The sequence below is a fragment of the Cytobacillus sp. genome (genome assembly GCF_964223445.1).
Taxonomy (GTDB): domain Bacteria; phylum Bacillota; class Bacilli; order Bacillales; family Cytobacillaceae; genus Cytobacillus.
On the sequence record NZ_CAXQGS010000136.1, the window covers coordinates 16,923 to 36,604 of the forward strand.

Below are 19,682 nucleotides of genomic sequence, written 5' to 3' on the forward strand. Positions count from 1 at the left end.
ATTAAGAAAAGCGCAAGGACAATGTATTACAACAATTTAGCAGCTTGTCCCAGCACAACTTATGCAATACCAAATTAGGGAAGAGAACGGCATGTGAGCCATGCCGTTTTTACTACATTTACTGTTATCTAATAAATTATTATATCACAATAAATGGTATCCGTAAGGTATTATTCCCCGTTACTTTCGACCGATTATTTCCACTTCTGTCTCAATTTTTACTCCGTACAAATCAAAGATTGTATCCTTAATATGCTGGATAAGAGCAAGTACATCTTCCGCTTTGGCATCTCCTGCATTCACGATGAAATTTCCATGCATATTTGAAATTTGCGCACCGCCGATGGAATGCCCCTTCATGCCGGCTTTTTCAATAAGCTGGCCAGCATATTCTGGAAGCGGGTTACGGAAAATACTGCCTGCACATGGGAAGTTCCAGGGCTGGGTTTCCTTCCTATAGTCCTTATTCCTCTGCATTGCAGAGGATATTCTCTCCCGGTCTCCCTCTGTAAGCCGGAAAACGGCCTCAAGAACAATCCCTGGACGCTTCGTTTGAAGGACGGATGTTCTATAAGAAAATGTCATTTCTTCATTCGTGAGCCACTCCATCTTCCCATCCTCAAAAAGGACATGTGCCTTGGTCAGGATTTGTGAAATATCAGAACCGTGAGCACCAGCGTTCATGTAAACTGCTCCGCCTACAGACCCGGGAATCCCGCTGGCAAATTCGAGACCTGACAAGCCTTTTTTGCTGATAATTGTGGAGAGGGCAACCAATGAATAACCGCCGCCTGCCCTTAGCTCCGTTTCATTAAGATCCAGGTGATCCATGCCCCGGCCTAATTTAATGACCACACCTTCTATGCCTCCATCAGATACGAGCAAATTAGATCCTCTTCCAATTGCTCTCCATTTCAGTTCATAGCGATGGATCAATTCCATCGCTTTTGCCAGGTTTTCTATGGAAGAAGGCTCAATAAACAAATCGGCGGGTCCGCCAATTTTCATTGTTGTATGGTTAGCCATCGGCTCATTTTCTTTAACTGTTCCGATGTTTAACTCTCTAAGCTTGCTGATAAATTCGTCCATATTTACCTCCCTTTCTATTGATTTCAACCTAAATTTATTTATTCTATGCAAATTTACTATTCAGGGCTACTTCCCATTATTTGAAACCAATTCGGCCATTACTGTATAAAGCCTATTTGATGCATCACGTATTCCAAGTTTTTTCGAAGCTTCCTTCATGTTACTCATCTTTTCTTTATCTAGGATGATTCGGTCGATGCTGTCAATAAGCTTTTTGCCTGTTAACTCTTTTTCAAGCAATAATTCTGCAGCACCATGGTCGCTTAGCGCTTTTGCATTTTTCTCCTGATGGTTGTTTGTAACATATGGGCTTGGGATTAAAATGCTCGGTATTCCTAAAGAGGTGATCTCTGCCAAAGTGGTGGCTCCCGCACGTGATACGACGAGGTCTGCTCCGGCCAGCACTTCTGGCATATTGTGAATAAATGGTTTAATCATTACATTTTCAGGGCTTCCGACCAGTACTACTTCTTTTTGTACATCCTCATAATGGACATCCCCTGTAATATATAGAACCTGATAAGGCTTTTCACCCAGCTCAGCCAGAGTTTTTAGAACTGCATCATTAATTGGCCTTGCCCCTCTGCTCCCTCCAAAAATTAACACAGCAGGGACACCGGTTTTTAACCCTGCTGATAGTCTTCCTCTGATCCCATCCTGTCCCAGAACTTCTGATGCGCGCGGATTCCCTGTCATGACTGTTTTAGTTTCCGGAAAAAAAGCCTTTGCTTCTTCAAAACAGACTGCGATTTTATCAACATATCTGCTTAAAAACTTATTGGTTAATCCCGGGACGCTGTTTTGCTCATGAATAATGGTTGGGATGCCAAGCTTTGAAGCGGCATATACGACAGGACCACAAACATATCCGCCCGTGCCGATTACGACATCCGCATTAAATTTCTTAAGGATCTTTTTACTATCGCGAACGCCTTTCAGGAACCTTAAAACAGTTTTAACATTTTCAAAAGAAATTTTTCTTTTAAAACCAGTTATATGTATTGATTTAAAAGGGATATTTTCACGATTGACAATCGAATTTTCAAGCCCCTTTTCAGTTCCGATATATAGAAATTCGGCATCTTTATGTTCTTTCTGGATTTGTCTTATAAGCGCAAGTGCCGGATATATATGCCCGCCAGTTCCGCCGCCGCTAACAGCAATTTTCATTCTTTCACCTCAAAAAAAGAATCTTATTAACAAAGAAAGCTTTATTTTTTCTGCCACTAATTATATACAAAGCTTTCAGATTTAGTGAACGTCATCAAGCTTGCGAGCGGAAAACACTCCCCTCTTTTCCCTATTCTACTATATTCAAAACAAATAGATAGGAACGTACATCATAATGTTAAAGAAATGTAATAATGTGCAAAATTGCAAAGAAGTTTGATAATTCTTGAATGCTGGATATATTGTATCTTCTAAGAAAAGCGGAAGCGCCTTGCCCATCCCCGGGCAGGCTGCTTGCGCTAAACAGTTATCGACGTACAAAATTTTAAACTTTCTTATTCTCCAAAAAAGAAACCCTGCTTCACAGGGTTTCCAAAATGCATGTTATAAAATGCGCTAGTACCTTGCATATCTGCTTATATTAAGCAGAACCCCTATAGCCATGAGCATCAGTGTCAATGAGGATCCCCCGTAGCTCAGAAACGGAAGTGTGATGCCAGTAACAGGCATCAGACCTGTTACAACCCCGATATTAATCATTACCTGTATAGCAACCATTGCTATGATCCCAACAGCCAGGAAACTCCCATATAAATCCGGAGCGCCAAGCGCTATGCGGATGCCGCGCCATAACAGAAGTGCAAATAATAAAAGGACAAAAGATCCGCCTATAAATCCCAATTCCTCCGCTAAAATGGCAAAAATAAAATCTGTCTGCGGCTCTGGAAGATAAAAAAACTTCTGTCTGCTCTGTACCAGACCAAGGCCAAACAATCCTCCTGGCCCTATTGCATATAAGGACTGGATAATCTGGAAACCGCTGCCCAGAGGATCTTCCCATGGGTCCAGAAATGAAGTAATCCGCTTTATCCTGTAAGGAGCTGACAGAACAAGTGCCACAAATCCGGCCAGGCCAGCAGCGCCAAACCAGACAAAGTGGCTGATCCTCGCTCCCGCGATAAAAATCATTACGACGCAAGTACCAACCATTACAGTTCCAGTGCCTAAATCAGGCTGCAGCATTATTAATCCAAATGCTAAAAATACAAGCCCTAAAGATGGAACAAGACCTTTTCTGAAAGAGGTGATCAGCTTTTGTTTTTCTGAGAGGAATTTTGCCATAAATACAATCATGGCAAGCTTCATAAACTCCGAAGGCTGAATTGAAAATGCTCCAACGCCAATCCAGCTCCGCGAGCCATTTCGAACATTTCCGATACCTGGAATCAGCACCAGGAGCAAAAGCACAAAGCAGACAATAATTAAGACCTTTGCCCAGGTTCTCCAGGTCCAATAATCCACATTCATGATAAAAAACATTGCAATAATTCCAACTCCGGCAAAAAGCATTTGCCTTTTCGCAAAAAAGAAAGAATCATCAAATTTATAATCTGCCCAAATTGCACTTGCACTATATACCATAGTCAACCCTACAGCAAGCAGCATAAAAGTGACGATCATTAATATAAAATCGGGAGTGGTTTTTTTGGTCGGCAACGAAAACACCTCGAATGCAAGTTTTAGGGCTATCAAGGAACCTGTTTCCTGCTGAAAATAAACTTACCTGTTTTCCGGCAGTCTTAATACTTTCCTTTTTAACGCTCTAAATGTCATGCGAAGCAGTTGTATGCCTTTGCTGTCGTTTCCATAGTCCCGCAGACGAGCCCTTAATTAAGCTTATGCACCGCATCTATAAACATGTCTCCCCGAACCTCAAAAGTTTTATATTGGTCCCAGCTTGCACAAGCAGGAGAAAGCAGAATAACATCTCCTGGCTCTGAAAGTTTAAAGGCAGCAGGTACGGCTTTTTCCACATTATCGACACGCTCAACTGTTTTTATTCCCGCTTCCAATGCTGCATTTTCAATCTTTTCAGCTGTTTGACCAAAGGTTACAAGAGCTTTTACCTTTTTTAGAGAAGGGATGAGTTCATCAAAGCCATTTCCGCGGTCAAGACCGCCTGCAAGAAGAATTACAGGCTGATCAAATGCTGATACTGCATTCTTCGTTGCTAAAATGTTCGTTGCTTTAGAATCATTATAAAATTTCCTGCTCTGGTATTCGCCTACATACTGCAGACGGTGCTTTACTCCGGTAAACGAACTTAGAACCTGGCTTATGGCTTCATTCCCGACACCGGTCAGCTTTGCTGCAGCCACTGAGGACAGGATATTCTCAAGATTGTGCTCTCCCGGCAATGAAACATCTTTTCTTTCCATCACTTGTTCATCATTAAAATAAATCCAGCCATCCTTGACATATGCCCCTTCAGACAGGACTCTGGAAGTTGAAAAAGGTATTATTTCCGCCTTTGACCGTGCAGCGGCTTCCATTACTTTATCTTGATCAGCATTGACTATGAAATAATCCTTTTCAGTCTGATTCATCGTAATATTTTCTTTGGCTGCATGATACTCTTCTCTAGTGCCATGATAATCCAAATGAGCATCATATAAATTTGTTAAAATGGCGATTCTCGGCCTGAAATCCTGAATACCCATCAACTGAAATGATGAAAGCTCAATCACGATATTATTTTCTTCTGCAGCAGTCTGGGCAACCTCGGAAGCTACTGTACCAATATTTCCTGCTATCAGCGGCATTTTGCTCCCTGCCTGAAGCATTTCAAACACAAGAGTAGTTGTAGTGGTTTTTCCATTTGTGCCTGTAATCGCAATAAAAGGAGCATCAGAGACCTGGTAGGCAAGCTCCACTTCTGTAATAACCGGTATGCCCTTTTCAAGAGCTCCTTTTATCATTGGATTTTGGTAAGGAATACCCGGATTTTTTACAATCAGCTCGAACCCCTCTTCCAGAAGTTCAACTGGATGGCACCCGCATATAACCGTAATCCCCTGTTCAAGCAGTCCTTGAGCTTCAGGATTTTCCGCAAGAGGCTTATAATCATTAACAGTCACAAATGCTCCAAGCTTATGTAAAAGGGAAGCTGCACTCACTCCGCTTTTTGCGAGACCCAGCACTAATATTTTTTTATGTCGATAGCGATTGACTTCTTTCACTTACACCCACACCTCAATATAGATTCCTAAGATTGCAAACAATAGGCCAACGGTCCAGAATGTAACGACAACCCGCCATTCTGACCAGCCCACCAATTCATAATGATGGTGGAGCGGGCTCATACGAAAGATCCGCTTCCCGGTGGTCTTAAAAGATGCTACCTGTAAAATAACAGATAAAGTTTCAATAACAAAAACACCGCCGATAATAATCAGAATGATTTCAAGTTTTGTCAGGATGGCTATAGTCGCAATAGCTCCACCCAGAGCCAGTGATCCTGTGTCTCCCATGAACACCTTTGCAGGATGGGCATTAAAGACAAGGAAACCCAATACCGCTCCAACTACAGCTACAGAAAAAATGGATACTTCAAATTGAGATTGATTCCAAGCCAGTACTGCAAATGCTCCAAAAGCGATTGCAGCAGTCCCGGAGACAAGTCCATCAAGTCCATCTGTCAGATTGACAGCATTCGAAAATCCGACCAGCCAGAAAATAATAAATAAAACATATCCCCAGCCTAAATCAATCGAAATGTCTGTAAGCGGAATATGGACTTCTGTTGAAAAATCATTTTGCTTGAAAACAAAATAAAAAATAACAGAAATAATAATCTGGCCAAGAAGCTTTTGCTTTGAAGTCAGACCTAAGTTGCGCTTTAATACTACTTTAATAAAGTCATCAAGAAAACCGAGAAGTCCAAAGCCCAGTGTAACCAGCAGCAGCAAATATGTTTCCACTGTAGGTTCTGAAAATTTTCCGGTCATAAGCAACGTGGTCACCGTAACGGAAAGAAGAATCATGATTCCGCCCATTGTCGGGGTACCTGTCTTTTTCTGATGGGATTTAGGGCCCTCTTCACGGATGCTCTGCCCGAATTTCAATCTTCTCAGGAAGGGAATAAAAATGGGAGACAGCAAAACAGTAATTAAAAAGCCTGCCAATATTGTGAAAAAAATAACTTGCTCCATCATACTTATCCCCTCCTTTCCTGCTTGGCTTTTCCTGCAGCTTCAGCTAATCTTTCAGCCATCACAGCAATATCATATGTTGCTTCGTTTTCTTTAAGACTTTTTTCACCTGAAATAAGGAAATTAGTTGTGTTCATCTTTTCTTCTGATTTGCTTAATTTTTCTATATATAATTTCATGATGTCCTTTAAGCCTTTCGTTAAGTCGTTTGTATAAAAAACAGGGAAATGATTCGGGGTATATGCCGGCGTCTCGGCATTCACATGCCAGAGAGCAGCAACAGCCCCTTTTTCAATAGCTTCTTTCAGATTTTCGGCCTCTCCAAAAGGAATATAAATACCTTTTGGCTGCAGGGCGGAAGAGGACGAAGCGACCGTATGAAATTCCAGCTCACTATCCTTTATCCCTTTTACGGCCGGAAACAGTTCCGCTAAATCCCGATAAGTCAAATACATTTTATCGCTCCTCTATAGCCTCTTTTGCGACAAGGCGGTCATCAAAGTCGAAAACCTGATTCCCTATCTGCTGATATGTCTCATGACCCTTGCCAGCTATTAAAATAACGTCTCCTTTACTTGCATTTTTCACCGCATAATGAATGGCCTCTTTTCGATCGGCGATTGTTTTATAACTTTCACCTTTTACACCCTCTTCCATATCCCTCAGGATTTGGATCGGGTCTTCACTGCGGGGGTTATCAGAAGTAAAGATCGGGTCTGTACTGTACTGGCATGCAATTTCAGCCATTAGCGGCCGCTTGGACCTGTCTCTGTCTCCGCCGCATCCTACGATGGCAAAAATGCGTTTCTGGGCAAATTGCTTTACTGTTTCCAAAGCATTTTTCAGGCTGTCGGGAGTATGTGAATAATCAACAATCACAGAAAAATCCTGACCTGCATCAACGGTTTCAAATCTGCCTGCTACACCTTTAACTTCTTCAGCAGATTTGATGATTTGCGAGATTGATATTCCTGAAGCAATTCCTGCACCTATACTGGCAAGAACATTATAGATGCTGAACTTGCCTATCATTTTAAGAGAAACTTTATGCTTCCCGAATGGAGAGATCAAGTCAAATTCCGTACCGCCAGCAGTCATCTGAATATTAATGGCCCGAATGTCAGCTTCCTGATCAATCCCATAGGTTATGACATGAGCAGCCGTAGATTTTTCATATTCTGCAGAAGCGGGGTCATCTGAATTTAATATGGCATACTTAGGCTCCCCATGATCATAGGCGCTTCCGAGCTGGGCAAAAAGCAGCCCTTTTGCTCTCCTATATTCATCCATTGTTTTATGATAATCCAGATGATCCTGAGTCAGGTTTGTAAATACGGCTATATTAAAATCACAGCCATGAACACGCCCTTCAACAAGTGCATGCGAAGACACTTCCATTACGGCTGAATCTACACCTGCATCTGCCATTTTTCTAAATGTACTTTGCAGAGTCAAACTTTCAGGAGTGGTATTTTTCACTTCAAAGGTTTCATCGGCAATCTTCGTATACATCGTGCCAATTAAGCCTGTTTGCCTTCCTGCATCGGCAAGTATCTTCTCTATTAAATGGCTTGTTGTTGTTTTGCCATTCGTGCCTGTTATGCCAATTAAATGAAGCTGCTTGCTCGGCTGTCCATAAAAAGCATCAGCCAGCACGGCCATGGCCCGTTTTGTATTCTTTACCACTATAACTGGGATATCCAAATCCAATTCTCTTTGGGAAATGACAGCTGCAGCACCTTTTTCTGCTGCAGAAGCCGCAAAGTCATGGCCATCCACCGTATACCCCTCAATACAAACAAACAGACTTCCAGGTGTAACTTTCCTGTTATCGTTAACAATTGCTGTAATTTCCGGGTTTTCCCCTTTATAAGTCATATAAGGCTGCAAAAATCGCAGCAATTTATGTAATTCCATTTCTACCAATCCTCTCGTGTTAAACAAAAAAATCTAATCCTTTTTAATGATTCTGGCCATATTCATTTTTAAATCCCCAAACTAATATTCTAAATGATGGCGATATATATTGTACATGATAATTGCTTATTTAGCTATTTAATATATAGAACCTAAACCCAGAAAGTATGTTGCGGTTTCCTTACAAACAAAAAAAATTCAGGCGGCGCAGGATCATGCCGCCCTCAGTTCTATTCTTATTTGTCGTCAAAATACAACCGGATCGTTGACCCTTCTTTTAGCTTGATGCCAGGCTGAGGCGTTTGCTTGACCACTGTATTTCCTGTGCCGCTCGCATCAATTTTCAGGTTAAGGTAGAGCTCACCCAGATCCTTCTTTGTCAGACCGACCATATCAGGAACTTCTATCATTGGGGAATCCATCCATGTAAGCTCTTTTTCAATTTGATTTTTCCGCGGCTTTACTCCCATTGCCCGCAAGCTGTCCCCCATGATCTCCCCTACAATAGGTGCAGCAACTACGCCGCCAAATTGAACAGTTCCTTTTGGATTATCCACAGCCACATAAACAACAAGCTGCGGATCATCAGCAGGTGCGAATCCTATAAATGATACAATATGGTTATTTTCCAGGTACCGGCCATTTTGCGCTTTTTGTGCAGTCCCAGTTTTACCGCCTACTCGGTACCCGTCTACAAAAGCCTTTTTTCCTGATCCTTTTGCTACAACTGATTCCAGCGCTTTTCGGATTTCATCTGATGTTTCCTTTGAGATTACTTTTCTCTTTGCATCAGGTGATTTTTTCATCAATATTTCCCCGGTAGCAGGATTAATAAGCTCTTTGGCTATATAAGGGGTATATAGTGTTCCGCCATTAACGGCTGCCGAAATGGCTGCTACCTGCTGAATCGGGGTAACGGAAACTCCCTGTCCAAAAGCAGTAGTTGCCTGCTCAACAGGACCAACCCGATCGAGGTTAAATAGAATCCCTTTCCCTTCGCCCTGCAGGTCGATACCGGTCTTTTCGCCGAACCCAAAGTCGCGGATATATTTAAACAGTTTTTCTTTACCTAATCGCTCACCCAGCTCTACAAAACCAGGGTTACAGGAATTCTGGACTACTTCCAGATAAGTCTGGCTGCCATGGCCTCCCTTTTTCCAGCATCTTAGTCTGGCACCGCCAACTTCAACAGACCCCGGGTCGTGGAAATGATCCTTTTCCAAGTCTACCTTTCCCTCTTCTAACGCAGCTGCCAGAGTGATAATTTTGAATGTAGAACCAGGCTCGTATGTACTCCAGATTGGCAGGTTGCGGTTGTAAATTTCCGGGGGTACATTCCTGAAATTTGCAGGGTCAAAATCGGGCCTGCTGGCCATGGCAAGAACTTCTCCATTATTCGGATTCATGGCAATTGCTATTATTCCATCAGGGTTGTATTCAGCCTGGGCAATATCAAGCTCCCTTTCTACGATTGTCTGAATCTTGGAATCAATGGTGAGCTTTAAATCCATTCCATCAACTGGCGGCTTGTAGTCATCCGCCATATCGTTCATCCGTTCACCCTTTGCATTCGCATAAAACTTAACAGATCCTTTTTTTCCCTTTAGTTCTTCATCATAATATAATTCAAGACCCATAAGACCCTGATTATCAATTCCCGAAAATCCCAAAACATGTGAGAGATAATTCCCGAAAGGATAATGGCGTTTTGAATCTTCTCCGATATATATGCCTTCAATTTCCAGGGCACGGATTTCTTTCGCTTTTTCATGGGAAATCTTTCGGCCTTCAGGGATTTTCACACTTGATGCTCTTTTTGTGATAAGCTGGTAAGCTTTTTCTTTTGACATATTCAGCACTGCAGCCAATTTCTCTGCAGCATCCCCAGGATCTTTTATTTGCCTGGGGACAACATAGACAGTTGGGGCACTGACATTCGTAGCCAGCGGAACACCGTTGCGGTCGACGATTTCCCCTCTTTCCGGTTCGAAAGGGATGTCTCTGCTCCACAGTTCCTTTGCGCCATCTGTAAGCAAATTGCCCAGAAAGAATTGAACATATCCAAGACGCAAATCAATAATAAAAAAAACGAGAATACCAACAAACAACGCTGCAGTCAGCCGTTTTCGAACGGTTACATTTGAAACACGCATGTACGGACGAACCTCCTTAGATTATGGCTCGTTCCAATATATGCTTGTACATAAATGAATAGAACGCACTGCCGCTCATCCGGCAGTACGTTCTAAATTAATCCAGCACTGCTTCCTCTTCATCCTTCTGCTCTTCTGATTCTAAGTTTTCCTCATTGTATTTCTCTGCAGGCGGCTCAAGTTCTACAATTAAATAGTCACTTTCCCTGAGTGCAGAACCAGCCTTCAGATTTTGTTTCACCACATATCCGCTTCCTACAGTATTCAGCTTTAAGTCAGCAAGCTTTGCCACCTTCATAACGTCCCTAAGCGACCATCCATTCATTTCAGGCACCGTTAACTCGCCTTCCGTTTTTAAGATTACACGTTCTCCTTCCAGCAAATTGTACATATTTCCAGGGACCTGTCTTTCAACCTTGCTTCCCTTTCCCAGTACAATAGCTTCGAAACCGGATTTTTTCAATTCTGCTTTTGCTTCCTCAATTGTTTTGCCTTCCACTTCAGGTGCTTGTTCAGAGTTTGCCTTCAGTTCCTTTGCCGGCTCAATATTTAAATATTGAAGACTGCTTTTCATCACAGGAGTAAAAATCTTGGAAACCGGCTCAGCACCGTTTGTACTGAGGTCAATATCCGGCTGCTGGACCGCTACATAGATGATCAGCTCAGGATCATCTTTTGGAGCCATGCCTAAAAAGGAGAAGATAAAATTTTCATGTCCCGTTAAATATCCTCCGCCATTTGGGTCAGGGATTTGAGCAGTCCCCGTTTTTCCGGCAACCTCATAGCCCTCAATATTATACCTTTTGTAGCCCGTTCCATTTTCGGAAGATACCACCGTTTCCAGGATATCCCTTGTTTTCTTAGCCGTTTCTGCCGAGATTGGATTCCCCTTCACTTCCGGCTTTGTTTTTTTTAAGACTTCATTTTTATCAGCATCAACAATACTGCTGATCACATGAGGCTCCATCATTTTGCCGTCATTTGCAATGGCAGTAGCTGCCTGTACCTGCTGAATCGGCGTAATGGCAGAACCTTGCCCGAATCCGGTCGTTACCTTATCAAGCGGCCACTCGTAAGCGATTTTTCCGCCTGTTTCATTCGGCAGGTCAATTCCAGTTGGATTTTCAAATCCAAACTTTGTTATATATTCCCTGTATTTTTCATAACCAAGCTTCTCTTTAACTATTTTCGCGAAAGCCACGTTCGACGAACGCTGAACGCCTTCAAGGTAAGTAATGGACCCCCAGCCCCGTCCCTGGTTATGATCGCGTATAGCTGGTGAGTTTTCTGTTACTTTATAACTTCCTGATTTATACCATTCATTCGGATCAAATTTTCCTTCCTCAATGGCTGCAGCCAAAGTAAAGATCTTCATCGTGGAGCCAGGCTCAAATGAATTTTCGATCACTTCATTATGCCACGTATCTTCAATGCCTTCTTTTGTTTTCGGATGGAAGGATGGCCTCTGTCCCATTGCCAGAATCTCGCCCGTTTTGGCATCCGCGACTACGGCAACCATCTTTTTCGGCTTATACTCTTCGTCTACTTTATTCATGGAATCTTCGAGGAAAGTCTGGATCTTTTTATCGATTGTCAAATACACATCTTTACCATTTTGAGCAGGCTGGATTTTTTGATCTCCATTCGGGAGGAGATAGCCCCATATATCACTTTCGTAGCTGAACATTCCATCTTTTCCTGTGAGCACATCATTCAAGCTCTGTTCAAGGCCCAGCATCCCTACTGTATCGGTTTTATTTGTCTTCGATTTTTTCTTTTCTACATATCCGACTAAATGTGAGGCGAAGACCCCATTCGGGTAGAACCGTTTTGAATCAGTTATGAATGTAATCCCCGGTAATTTTAAATCTTCAATTTCTCTCTTAGTCTTTAAAGGAAGATCGCGACCCTCTTTACCAAATTCCACCTGGAATGGTGTTTCCCCATCTTTTGTTTTCTTCGTTAGGATCCTATATATCTCCGACTCTTCCAGATCAATAGCTTTTGAAAGCGCCGCTGCTGTTTTTTCAGGGTCTTTCACATAATCCGGTTTCATGCTTTTATCGAGGATTGCTACAAGCTTGTAGGAAATAGTATCCTCGGCAATGACTTCACCATTGCGGTCATAAATAGTACCCCTTTTGGCTTGAATTGTCTTTTCCCGTTCATATTTTTGCTGAGCTTTTGCTGCAAGTGCATGTCCCGCTGCTTCACCTGTAACCTGAATGGAAACAAAGCGGAAAATTAATACAAAAAAGAGCAGGCTGAATATTAAAAATAATATCGCTGCTCCAAAATTGATATTTGGCTGTTTCTTCATTAATCTTCCACGACCTTGACATTATTTCCGCTGAATTTAAGTCCCATTTCCTCAGCTTTTGCTTTAATGCGCTCGTATGTACTTAATTCGCTCACTTGCATTTTCAGATCTGTATTCACTTTATTCTGCGTTTGAATTGCTTCCTCTGTTTGCTGAATTTCTTTATTCACTTCGTAGATGGCTGCCTGATTTGAGACCATTTGCACTGCACCAAAACATACAATACCAGTAAAAGCCAGTCCCAGTATTTTTTCCCCGGGGGAAAGCCATGACTTTTTTGATTTTAATTTTTGGGGAGCCTGGACGGGCTGGGTTTGCACATCAAATTGTTTTTCTTCCTGAATTTTTCGGGCTAAATTGCTCATAATTCCCCTCCTGTAATTTTTTATTTATGGTCTGCTGCGGTATAGGTATTTACTTAAAGCTTTTCTGCTATTCTCAGTTTAGCGGACCTTGCACGATTATTGTGTTCCAGCTCTTCTTCTGATGGCAGAATCGGCTTTCTGTTAATAAGCTTTAGGATTGGTTTATATTCATCTGGAATAATCGGGAGGCCGGGAGGCAGATTTGGTGTTTCACTGGCTTTTTTAAAGGCAGCTTTGCAAATCCGGTCCTCCAATGAATGAAACGTGATCACGCTGATTCTTCCATTGGGATTTAATATGTCAATAGCCTGGTGCAGAGAGTCCTCAAATACACCGAGTTCATCATTAACAGCTATTCTAATGGCCTGAAATACACGTTTGGCGGGATGTCCGCCTTTTCGTCTGGCAGGAGCAGGTATTGCCTCTTTAATCAGTTCAACCAGCTGGCCTGTTGTTTCTATCGGGGAAACTTCCCTGGCCGCTTCAATCTTCCTCGCAATTTGCTTCGAGAATTTTTCTTCTCCATATCTGAAGAAGATCTTCACAAGTTCACCATATTCCCAGCTGTTTACCACATCATAAGCGGAAATGTCAGCGCCTGTATCCATTCTCATATCAAGCGGGGCATCATTATGATAGCTGAAACCTCTTTCAGGTGTATCCAATTGAGGTGATGAAACACCAAGATCATATAAAACACCATCTACTTTTGATACACCAAGATTTGAAAGCTCTTCCTGCAGATACTTGAAATTACTTTTGATGATCGTAATTCTGTCACCATATTCCGCCAGTCTTTCCTTTGCGTGAGCAATGGCTGTGTCATCCTGGTCAAATGCGTACAGCTTTCCCTTTTCAGACAGCTGGGAAAGAATTAATTCACTGTGGCCTGCGCCGCCCAGTGTACAATCCACATACACTCCATCAGGATGGATATTTAAGCCTTCTACTGTTTCTTTTAATAGCACTGTTGTATGTTCAAACATTGTTGTATGAATCCACCTTTCCAATCCGAAAAGCACGAGACGCATAATAGGCATCTGGAGCTAAACAAATATCTTTGTATCATGGGAAATTATATTAATAAAACATTCCCATTATATATCAAACCCAATCATGTTTTCCGCAATATCAGAAAAAGATTCCTCTGATTCTGCAAAATAATCTTCCCAAAGATTTTTGCTCCATATCTCGATCCGATTGGAAACGCCCAGCACTACACATTCTTTTTCCATTTTTGCATATTGCAGAAGCGGGGAAGCAATATTTATTCTTCCTTGTTTGTCAATTTCACATTCAGTGGCACCTGAAAAGAAAAAACGGGTAAATGCACGGGCATCTTTTTTGGTCAGCGGAAGGCCCTTTAATTTTTCTTCAAGCTGCCTCCACTCATCCATGGGATAGCCAAACAAACATTGATCAAGTCCTCGTGTCAAAACAAATGTTTCACCCAAGTTATCACGAAACTTGGCTGGCACGATGAGACGGCCTTTATTATCAACGTTGTGATGGAACTCACCCATGAACATACCCACTGCACCCACTTTCTAACTCAAATGTACCACAATCCCCCACTTTCCTCCACATGTTTTTAATTATTCTACCACTTCATATAAAATCCTGCTTCCCATAAGGTATTCCCCCATTTTTCGTTCGTCTTTTTATTACATTTTCTTTAAAGTCTTTACTGTTTTTTCACAGATTTTATGTGGGGAAATAGTCAGGAGATAAAGGGAATTCACCCCTTTTCTATCAAAAAAAAGACCTCATCCGCATGGAAAAGGTCCGAAGAATAATGGCGAATATTAAATTTTTATGACTTTGTGTGTCCCATCAAAACGAAAGGAGTAATCAATAAATTCCTCAAGGAAATCCATCCCATATTTGTTAAGGTAATAGAGGACATTCCAAACTCTCTCCTGAGGAACTCCACCCGGCCTCAGGGAGTTTTCAGCTTTTTCATATTTCTTAATGATTACATCATGTTTTTGCTGGATGGATTTCTGGATTTTATTCTCCATGAAATCCATCTGCCTTATTAAAAGATCTTCATTTTTCTTTAACATTGGCAGTAGGGCGTGAACCTCTTTCATAGTAAGCTCTTCGATTAGCTCATAGTTTTGTTTTACTTGAGCTTTTGTTTTTCGGAAATGAGCTTTTATGCTTTCATTTTTAATACTCCTCATATACTCATCTTTAGCTGATTCCGTACCAGATACAAGCACGCCCTGCAAATCAAGTCCTAATTCCAGCAAATCACTTTCCACAGAACGTTCTAAGATAGTGATATTTAAACGGGGCATAATAGGAGGCATTTTCATTCCAAACCATTCAAATGCCATTTTTAGTTCAGCCCAATAGGCAATTTCGCCAGGCCCGGCTATAAAGGAAAGAACCGGAAACAGGCATTCCTGTGTGATGGGCCTCGTCACCACATTATTGCTCAGTCGTTCGGGATGGTTTTCTGCAATCTCCAGAAGCTCATTCATTGTGAACTCATGAGTGTGTTCCTTACCCGTAAATACCTTTTTCTCCTGATTGAACTCCAAAAGAATTCTTTCTTTATGCTTTTCGTCATAATAAAATAGGTTGGCAGCATTTTCACTTAAGTCAATGGCATTTGGAAAGCCCGAATTCTCTAAATTCTGCTGCTGGCTTTTCACACGTTTTGTAATATATTCAAAACCTTTGATTTGTTTGCCAAAAATGCTGCTTTCAAGTCTGCGAAGCTTTGAGTCACCGGAATCAATCAGAAGAAGCCCTGATTCTTTAAATAAATGCATAATTATGCCGGCAAAGAACTCCACATAGGTTTGAGAATGCAAAATAATTTCTTCTAATCGCAGAAGGAGATTTTTTGTGTGTTTTGTCTCTCCGAAAGTCTCAATGATGTCTCTCACCCATTCCCTGCACTTTTCACGGTTCAAAGGGATATTTGAAACCATCTTCTTCTCTAAAACTTTTTCAGGATATGTCTTTTTTTCCATTTTATTATTCTTCTCGATGAAAATATGATTTACTTCGTGATAGTCATGATCTTCCCCAGCAATCCAGAATACAGGAACAACCGGGATTCCCTGCTCACTTTCCTGCTGCTTTGCAAGATTTATGATTGAGATGATTTTATGTATAGTGTAAAGAGGTCCCGTCAGAATTCCTGCTTGCTGCCCTCCGATTATCACTGCACTATTTTCCTGCTTTAGCTTCTTAAGCGAGTCATGAACAGCAGGGGAAGAAGGAAATTGATCCATAAACTCTCCAATATATTGAGAAAGTTCATTTCTCATAAACGACCGGCCCCTCAGTTCAGCTAATCGTGCTTTATAATCAGAGTCGGAATTATAACGATAATGAAAAAACTGCATAATTTCTTCTGTTTGTGCTATATAATCTGTTGCAAACCGGTTTGTTGCCGGCAATGAGAGATTAAGAATCTCCATTAATGAACTTCCTTTCTCATAGCTGATCAATTTTAATTTTCATCTTATGAGTATAGCATTGTCTTAAATGAAAATAAAAAAACTTTGCTTACCTAAATGCTTTAATTCTAAATGTAAAATAATTATGTTCTCAGAATGCTTACTATGGAATAAAGACAACAGAAGTTACCCTTTGAACAAGCCCTATGAATATCAGAACTATATAAGCGGTGAAATAGAGTAAAAAATTGAATCTCCAGAATCCTTTGAATAAGACACGCAGATTGATTTCCTGCTTAATTCTCCAATGCATAATAATAAAAGTGACCGCTGTAATCAGCAGGGATAAGACTATCATCCACAAATAGGATTTATCCCAGATTACGATAATTAGATAGTGAACCGCCATAATTAATAATAATGTGCTGACATCCAGGGCAATATGGACAGATCTTTTGTGTTTTTTAGTAATTTGTTTGCTGATAATAAAAACAGCCAGATATCCGAGCAGCGGTATGGTCACCAATGTTGCAATTAGGCTTGAGAACACAGTGTTCAACTCATTTCCCCCTTTTCTCCCTGCCTTTGATCTGACAATAAAGACTTTCAGAATATGGAGCAGACATCTTCTTCTTCTCAGCTTTCTCAAGGATATATCCTAAAATAGCATCTATCTCTGTTTCTCTGCCTTCTTCGATATCCTTAAGCATTGAGGATCTGTTCATCCCTGTTTCCTCACAAACACTTTTCACATGGGTTAGAGCACCTGCTTTATCAGGAATATCTAATATGGCACTTACCTCGTCAAATAACTTCAAAAATAGCTGATGATAATATTTATTTGCTAAGAGCTCACCATTTCTCACACGGAGAACTGCTGTAAGAGGATTTATAACACAGTTTACGATTAATTTTTCAATTAGCATTTCTTTGTAATCCCCGACAAATTTAAAAGGAAAAAAACTAGATGCCGAATCGGATATTTTCGATAATAGATCCACATCCCCCTTTAAAGCAGCCACTTTGGTGACCCCAATCCCAGTATGCCGCACTGTGTCAGGCTCTGACTTTAAAGCTCCATGCTCTACACTGCCCACATAAAGATTTTCCGCTTCAAGCATTTCAGCCCACTTCAAATGCCCCATACCATTTTGCAAAAACAAAAATGATCCAGACTGACTGGTATTCATTTCCAATAATTCCTTTACAACTTCAGGAATGCTGTATTGCTTAACCGCAATGATTGTTAAATCCTCTTCCCCCTTCCATGCTTTAAAATGGCATACCTTGACGGGGGCATTACTGCGAATGCCTTTTCTCTCGATTGTAAGTCCATTAATGCGCAGCTTTTGCAATTGACTATTTCTTCTAATATAAACACGGACTTCATGATTTTCATTCAAATAATGAGCAAACAGAAGGCCAATGGCGCCTCCTCCGATAATAGCTATTCTCATAACTGACTCCACCATTTTTACTTTTTAAGCATATTTTAACAAATTAAGATAAATTCATGGGTAAAATGGAATGTTTTAATTATTAATTCCAATATATATTTTCTTAATTCCATTTTTCATCAGATAAATCCTTTAAAAAAATCCCTTTTTCGAAAATCGAAAAAGGGATTTTTTTAAAGGATAAAGTATTAAACTGGATAAACTGGATGTTTGCGAACGCTGAATGTCAATTCTTTAGTCTCATACAGATTAAAACGGTTAATTAAAACATTTCTTAATTCCTGAGGTGCAACAATATCGTCAACAATTAATTCTGAGGCAAGCTTATAGATATCAATTGTTTCTTTATATTCCTGCTGTTTTTCCTGTACATATTTAACCTTTTCTTTCGGGTCTTCAATCGCATTGATTTTATTGGAATAAACCGCATTTACTGCTGCTTCAGGACCCATTACAGCGATTTGTGCTGTAGGCAGGGCTATACAGCAATCAGGTTCGAACGCTGGCCCGGCCATAGCATACAATCCGGCTCCATATGCCTTTCTGACGACAACTGAAATTTTCGGCACTGTTGCAGAACTCATCGCAGCAATAAGCTTGGCACCATGCCGGATAATCCCCGCTCTTTCAACCTTAGTCCCAATCATAAATCCAGGGACATCTGCAAGGAATAATAGCGGAATATGGAAAGCATCACAAAGCTGAATAAATTTCGCGGCTTTATCAGCGGAATCTACAAATAAAACCCCGCCTTTAACTTTTGGCTGGTTGGCAATAATCCCTACAGGCCTCCCCCCTATCCGAGCAAGTCCCGTAATGAGTTCCGCAGCAAAAAGTTTCTTAATTTCAAAAAAGCTGCCTTCATCAATTACGGAATCAATACACTCATACATATCAAATGGGGCATTTTGATTTTTAGGGATAATTTCTTCAAGACTGCGGCCGGATTTGGGCATTGCCGCCTCGAGCTTCACTGATTTCTCTTTGAAGCTTGCAGGGAAGTACGCCAAATATCTTCTTGCTGATTCAATAGCCTCTTCTTCACTATATGCAAGCACATCACCACAGCCGCTGACAGAACAATGCATGCGGGCGCCGCCCATTTCTTCAAGGGTAACCTTCTCTCCTATAACCTTTTCCGCCATCCTTGGCGAACCCAAATACATAGATGCATTTTGATCTACCATAACAACGATATCACAAAACGCAGGGATATAAGCTCCGCCTGCAGCAGAGGGTCCAAAAAGCAGACAAATCTGCGGTACCATGCCTGAAATTTTTACCTGGTTATAAAAAATTCTGCCTGCTCCGCGTCTATTCGGGAACATCTCGAGCTGATCCGTAATACGGGCACCGGCAGAGTCAACCAGGTAAAGAATCGGAACTTTTAACTTCTCTGCTGTTTCCTGTATACGGATGATCTTTTCAACCGTCCTCGCACCCCAGGAACCGGCTTTTACTGTGGAATCATTAGCCATTACGCAAACTGTCTGGCCATTTATTCTTCCAACTGCTGTTACAACTCCATCTGCCGGAAGATCACTTTCCTGGCAGTTCGCAAACTTGCCATCTTCCTCGTAGAATCCGTCATCAAAAAGAAGTTCAAGCCGTCTTCTGACAAAGAGTTTGTTTTGGGCTTCATTCTTTTCATGATATTTTGGATGTCCGCCAGCTTCTATTACCCTGCTTCTTTCCTGCAGCGTCTCAGTTAATGTCTTTGCAGTGGTCATTCCCATCCTCCTAAAATATGAATTTTCCATACTTCGTTAAACTTGCTTATTGCTTCACGGTGCAAAGATG

Annotated in this window: 16 protein-coding genes; all 16 read right to left on the reverse strand. The window is 41.3% G+C overall.

Features of this window, described 5'->3' with window-relative positions; translation table 11 throughout:
• Nucleotides 1-180: 180 nt before the first annotated feature.
• Complete coding sequence (murB, locus tag ACEQ1T_RS23935; protein WP_370225074.1) at nt 181-1,089, reverse strand: UDP-N-acetylmuramate dehydrogenase; 909 nt, start codon at nt 1,087-1,089, stop codon at nt 181-183.
• Nucleotides 1,090-1,155: 66 nt separating this feature from the next.
• Nucleotides 1,156-2,259, reverse strand: coding sequence for an undecaprenyldiphospho-muramoylpentapeptide beta-N-acetylglucosaminyltransferase (murG, locus tag ACEQ1T_RS23940; protein WP_206836147.1), 1,104 nt, complete (start codon nt 2,257-2,259; stop codon nt 1,156-1,158).
• Between the two features lie 396 nt (nt 2,260-2,655).
• Nucleotides 2,656-3,756 (reverse strand): stage V sporulation protein E, encoded by a 1,101-nt coding sequence (spoVE, locus tag ACEQ1T_RS23945; RefSeq protein ID WP_370225109.1) that lies wholly within the window; start codon nt 3,754-3,756, stop codon nt 2,656-2,658.
• A gap of 170 nt (nt 3,757-3,926) precedes the next feature.
• Nucleotides 3,927-5,279 (reverse strand): UDP-N-acetylmuramoyl-L-alanine--D-glutamate ligase, encoded by a 1,353-nt coding sequence (gene murD / locus ACEQ1T_RS23950; protein ID WP_370225076.1) that lies wholly within the window; start codon nt 5,277-5,279, stop codon nt 3,927-3,929.
• Nucleotides 5,280-6,254 (reverse strand): phospho-N-acetylmuramoyl-pentapeptide-transferase, encoded by a 975-nt coding sequence (gene mraY, locus ACEQ1T_RS23955; RefSeq protein WP_113881859.1) that lies wholly within the window; start codon nt 6,252-6,254, stop codon nt 5,280-5,282.
• 2 nt (nt 6,255-6,256) lie between these two features.
• Nucleotides 6,257-6,706 carry a hypothetical protein gene (locus tag ACEQ1T_RS23960; RefSeq protein WP_206836139.1) on the reverse strand — a complete coding sequence of 150 codons (450 nt, stop codon included), beginning with the start codon at nt 6,704-6,706 and terminating at the stop codon, nt 6,257-6,259.
• Between the two features lies 1 nt (nt 6,707).
• Nucleotides 6,708-8,168: a UDP-N-acetylmuramoyl-L-alanyl-D-glutamate--2,6-diaminopimelate ligase gene (locus ACEQ1T_RS23965; RefSeq protein ID WP_370225078.1), complete on the reverse strand. Its 1,461-nt coding sequence runs from the start codon at nt 8,166-8,168 to the stop codon at nt 6,708-6,710.
• A 236-nt stretch (nt 8,169-8,404) separates the two neighbouring features.
• Nucleotides 8,405-10,321 (reverse strand): stage V sporulation protein D, encoded by a 1,917-nt coding sequence (locus ACEQ1T_RS23970; RefSeq protein ID WP_206836132.1) that lies wholly within the window; start codon nt 10,319-10,321, stop codon nt 8,405-8,407.
• Between the two features lie 97 nt (nt 10,322-10,418).
• Nucleotides 10,419-12,641 carry a penicillin-binding protein gene (locus ACEQ1T_RS23975; protein ID WP_370225079.1) on the reverse strand — a complete coding sequence of 741 codons (2,223 nt, stop codon included), beginning with the start codon at nt 12,639-12,641 and terminating at the stop codon, nt 10,419-10,421.
• Nucleotides 12,641-13,006 (reverse strand): cell division protein FtsL, encoded by a 366-nt coding sequence (gene ftsL, locus ACEQ1T_RS23980; protein ID WP_370225080.1) that lies wholly within the window; start codon nt 13,004-13,006, stop codon nt 12,641-12,643. The genes ACEQ1T_RS23975 and ftsL overlap by 1 nt, the downstream gene beginning before the upstream one ends.
• Nucleotides 13,007-13,059: 53 nt before the next feature.
• The gene (rsmH, locus tag ACEQ1T_RS23985) at nt 13,060-13,992 is read right to left on the reverse strand and encodes a 16S rRNA (cytosine(1402)-N(4))-methyltransferase RsmH (protein WP_370225081.1); all 933 of its coding nucleotides are present in this window, start codon (nt 13,990-13,992) and stop codon (nt 13,060-13,062) included.
• A 111-nt stretch (nt 13,993-14,103) separates the two neighbouring features.
• Entirely contained in the window at nt 14,104-14,535 is a 432-nt protein-coding gene (mraZ, locus tag ACEQ1T_RS23990) for a division/cell wall cluster transcriptional repressor MraZ (RefSeq protein ID WP_370225082.1), read from the reverse strand.
• Between the two features lie 276 nt (nt 14,536-14,811).
• A complete protein-coding gene (gene bshC / locus ACEQ1T_RS23995; RefSeq protein ID WP_370225083.1) occupies nt 14,812-16,446 on the reverse strand; it encodes a bacillithiol biosynthesis cysteine-adding enzyme BshC in 1,635 nt (544 codons plus the stop codon).
• Nucleotides 16,447-16,588: 142 nt separating this feature from the next.
• On the reverse strand, nt 16,589-16,975 hold the full coding sequence (locus ACEQ1T_RS24000; RefSeq protein WP_370225111.1) for a DUF3397 domain-containing protein: 387 nt from the start codon (nt 16,973-16,975) through the stop codon (nt 16,589-16,591).
• A gap of 10 nt (nt 16,976-16,985) precedes the next feature.
• Nucleotides 16,986-17,882 carry a 2-dehydropantoate 2-reductase gene (locus ACEQ1T_RS24005; RefSeq protein WP_370225085.1) on the reverse strand — a complete coding sequence of 299 codons (897 nt, stop codon included), beginning with the start codon at nt 17,880-17,882 and terminating at the stop codon, nt 16,986-16,988.
• Between the two features lie 188 nt (nt 17,883-18,070).
• Nucleotides 18,071-19,612 carry an acyl-CoA carboxylase subunit beta gene (locus ACEQ1T_RS24010; protein WP_370225086.1) on the reverse strand — a complete coding sequence of 514 codons (1,542 nt, stop codon included), beginning with the start codon at nt 19,610-19,612 and terminating at the stop codon, nt 18,071-18,073.
• Nucleotides 19,613-19,682: the final 70 nt, after the last annotated feature.

Coding starts and splice junctions, on each gene's coding strand:
- murB (WP_370225074.1), bottom strand. CDS start 1,089: ATGGACGAATTTATCAGCAAGCTTAGAGAGTTAAACATCGGAACAGTT.
- murG (WP_206836147.1), bottom strand. CDS start 2,259: ATGAAAATTGCTGTTAGCGGCGGCGGAACTGGCGGGCATATATATCCG.
- mraY (WP_113881859.1), bottom strand. CDS start 6,254: ATGATGGAGCAAGTTATTTTTTTCACAATATTGGCAGGCTTTTTAATT.
- ACEQ1T_RS23960 (WP_206836139.1), bottom strand. CDS start 6,706: ATGTATTTGACTTATCGGGATTTAGCGGAACTGTTTCCGGCCGTAAAA.
- ACEQ1T_RS23965 (WP_370225078.1), bottom strand. CDS start 8,168: ATGGAATTACATAAATTGCTGCGATTTTTGCAGCCTTATATGACTTAT.
- ACEQ1T_RS23970 (WP_206836132.1), bottom strand. CDS start 10,321: ATGCGTGTTTCAAATGTAACCGTTCGAAAACGGCTGACTGCAGCGTTG.
- ACEQ1T_RS23975 (WP_370225079.1), bottom strand. CDS start 12,641: ATGAAGAAACAGCCAAATATCAATTTTGGAGCAGCGATATTATTTTTA.
- ftsL (WP_370225080.1), bottom strand. CDS start 13,006: ATGAGCAATTTAGCCCGAAAAATTCAGGAAGAAAAACAATTTGATGTG.
- rsmH (WP_370225081.1), bottom strand. CDS start 13,992: ATGTTTGAACATACAACAGTGCTATTAAAAGAAACAGTAGAAGGCTTA.
- mraZ (WP_370225082.1), bottom strand. CDS start 14,535: ATGTTCATGGGTGAGTTCCATCACAACGTTGATAATAAAGGCCGTCTC.
- bshC (WP_370225083.1), bottom strand. CDS start 16,446: ATGGAGATTCTTAATCTCTCATTGCCGGCAACAAACCGGTTTGCAACA.
- ACEQ1T_RS24005 (WP_370225085.1), bottom strand. CDS start 17,882: ATGAGAATAGCTATTATCGGAGGAGGCGCCATTGGCCTTCTGTTTGCT.
- ACEQ1T_RS24010 (WP_370225086.1), bottom strand. CDS start 19,612: ATGACCACTGCAAAGACATTAACTGAGACGCTGCAGGAAAGAAGCAGG.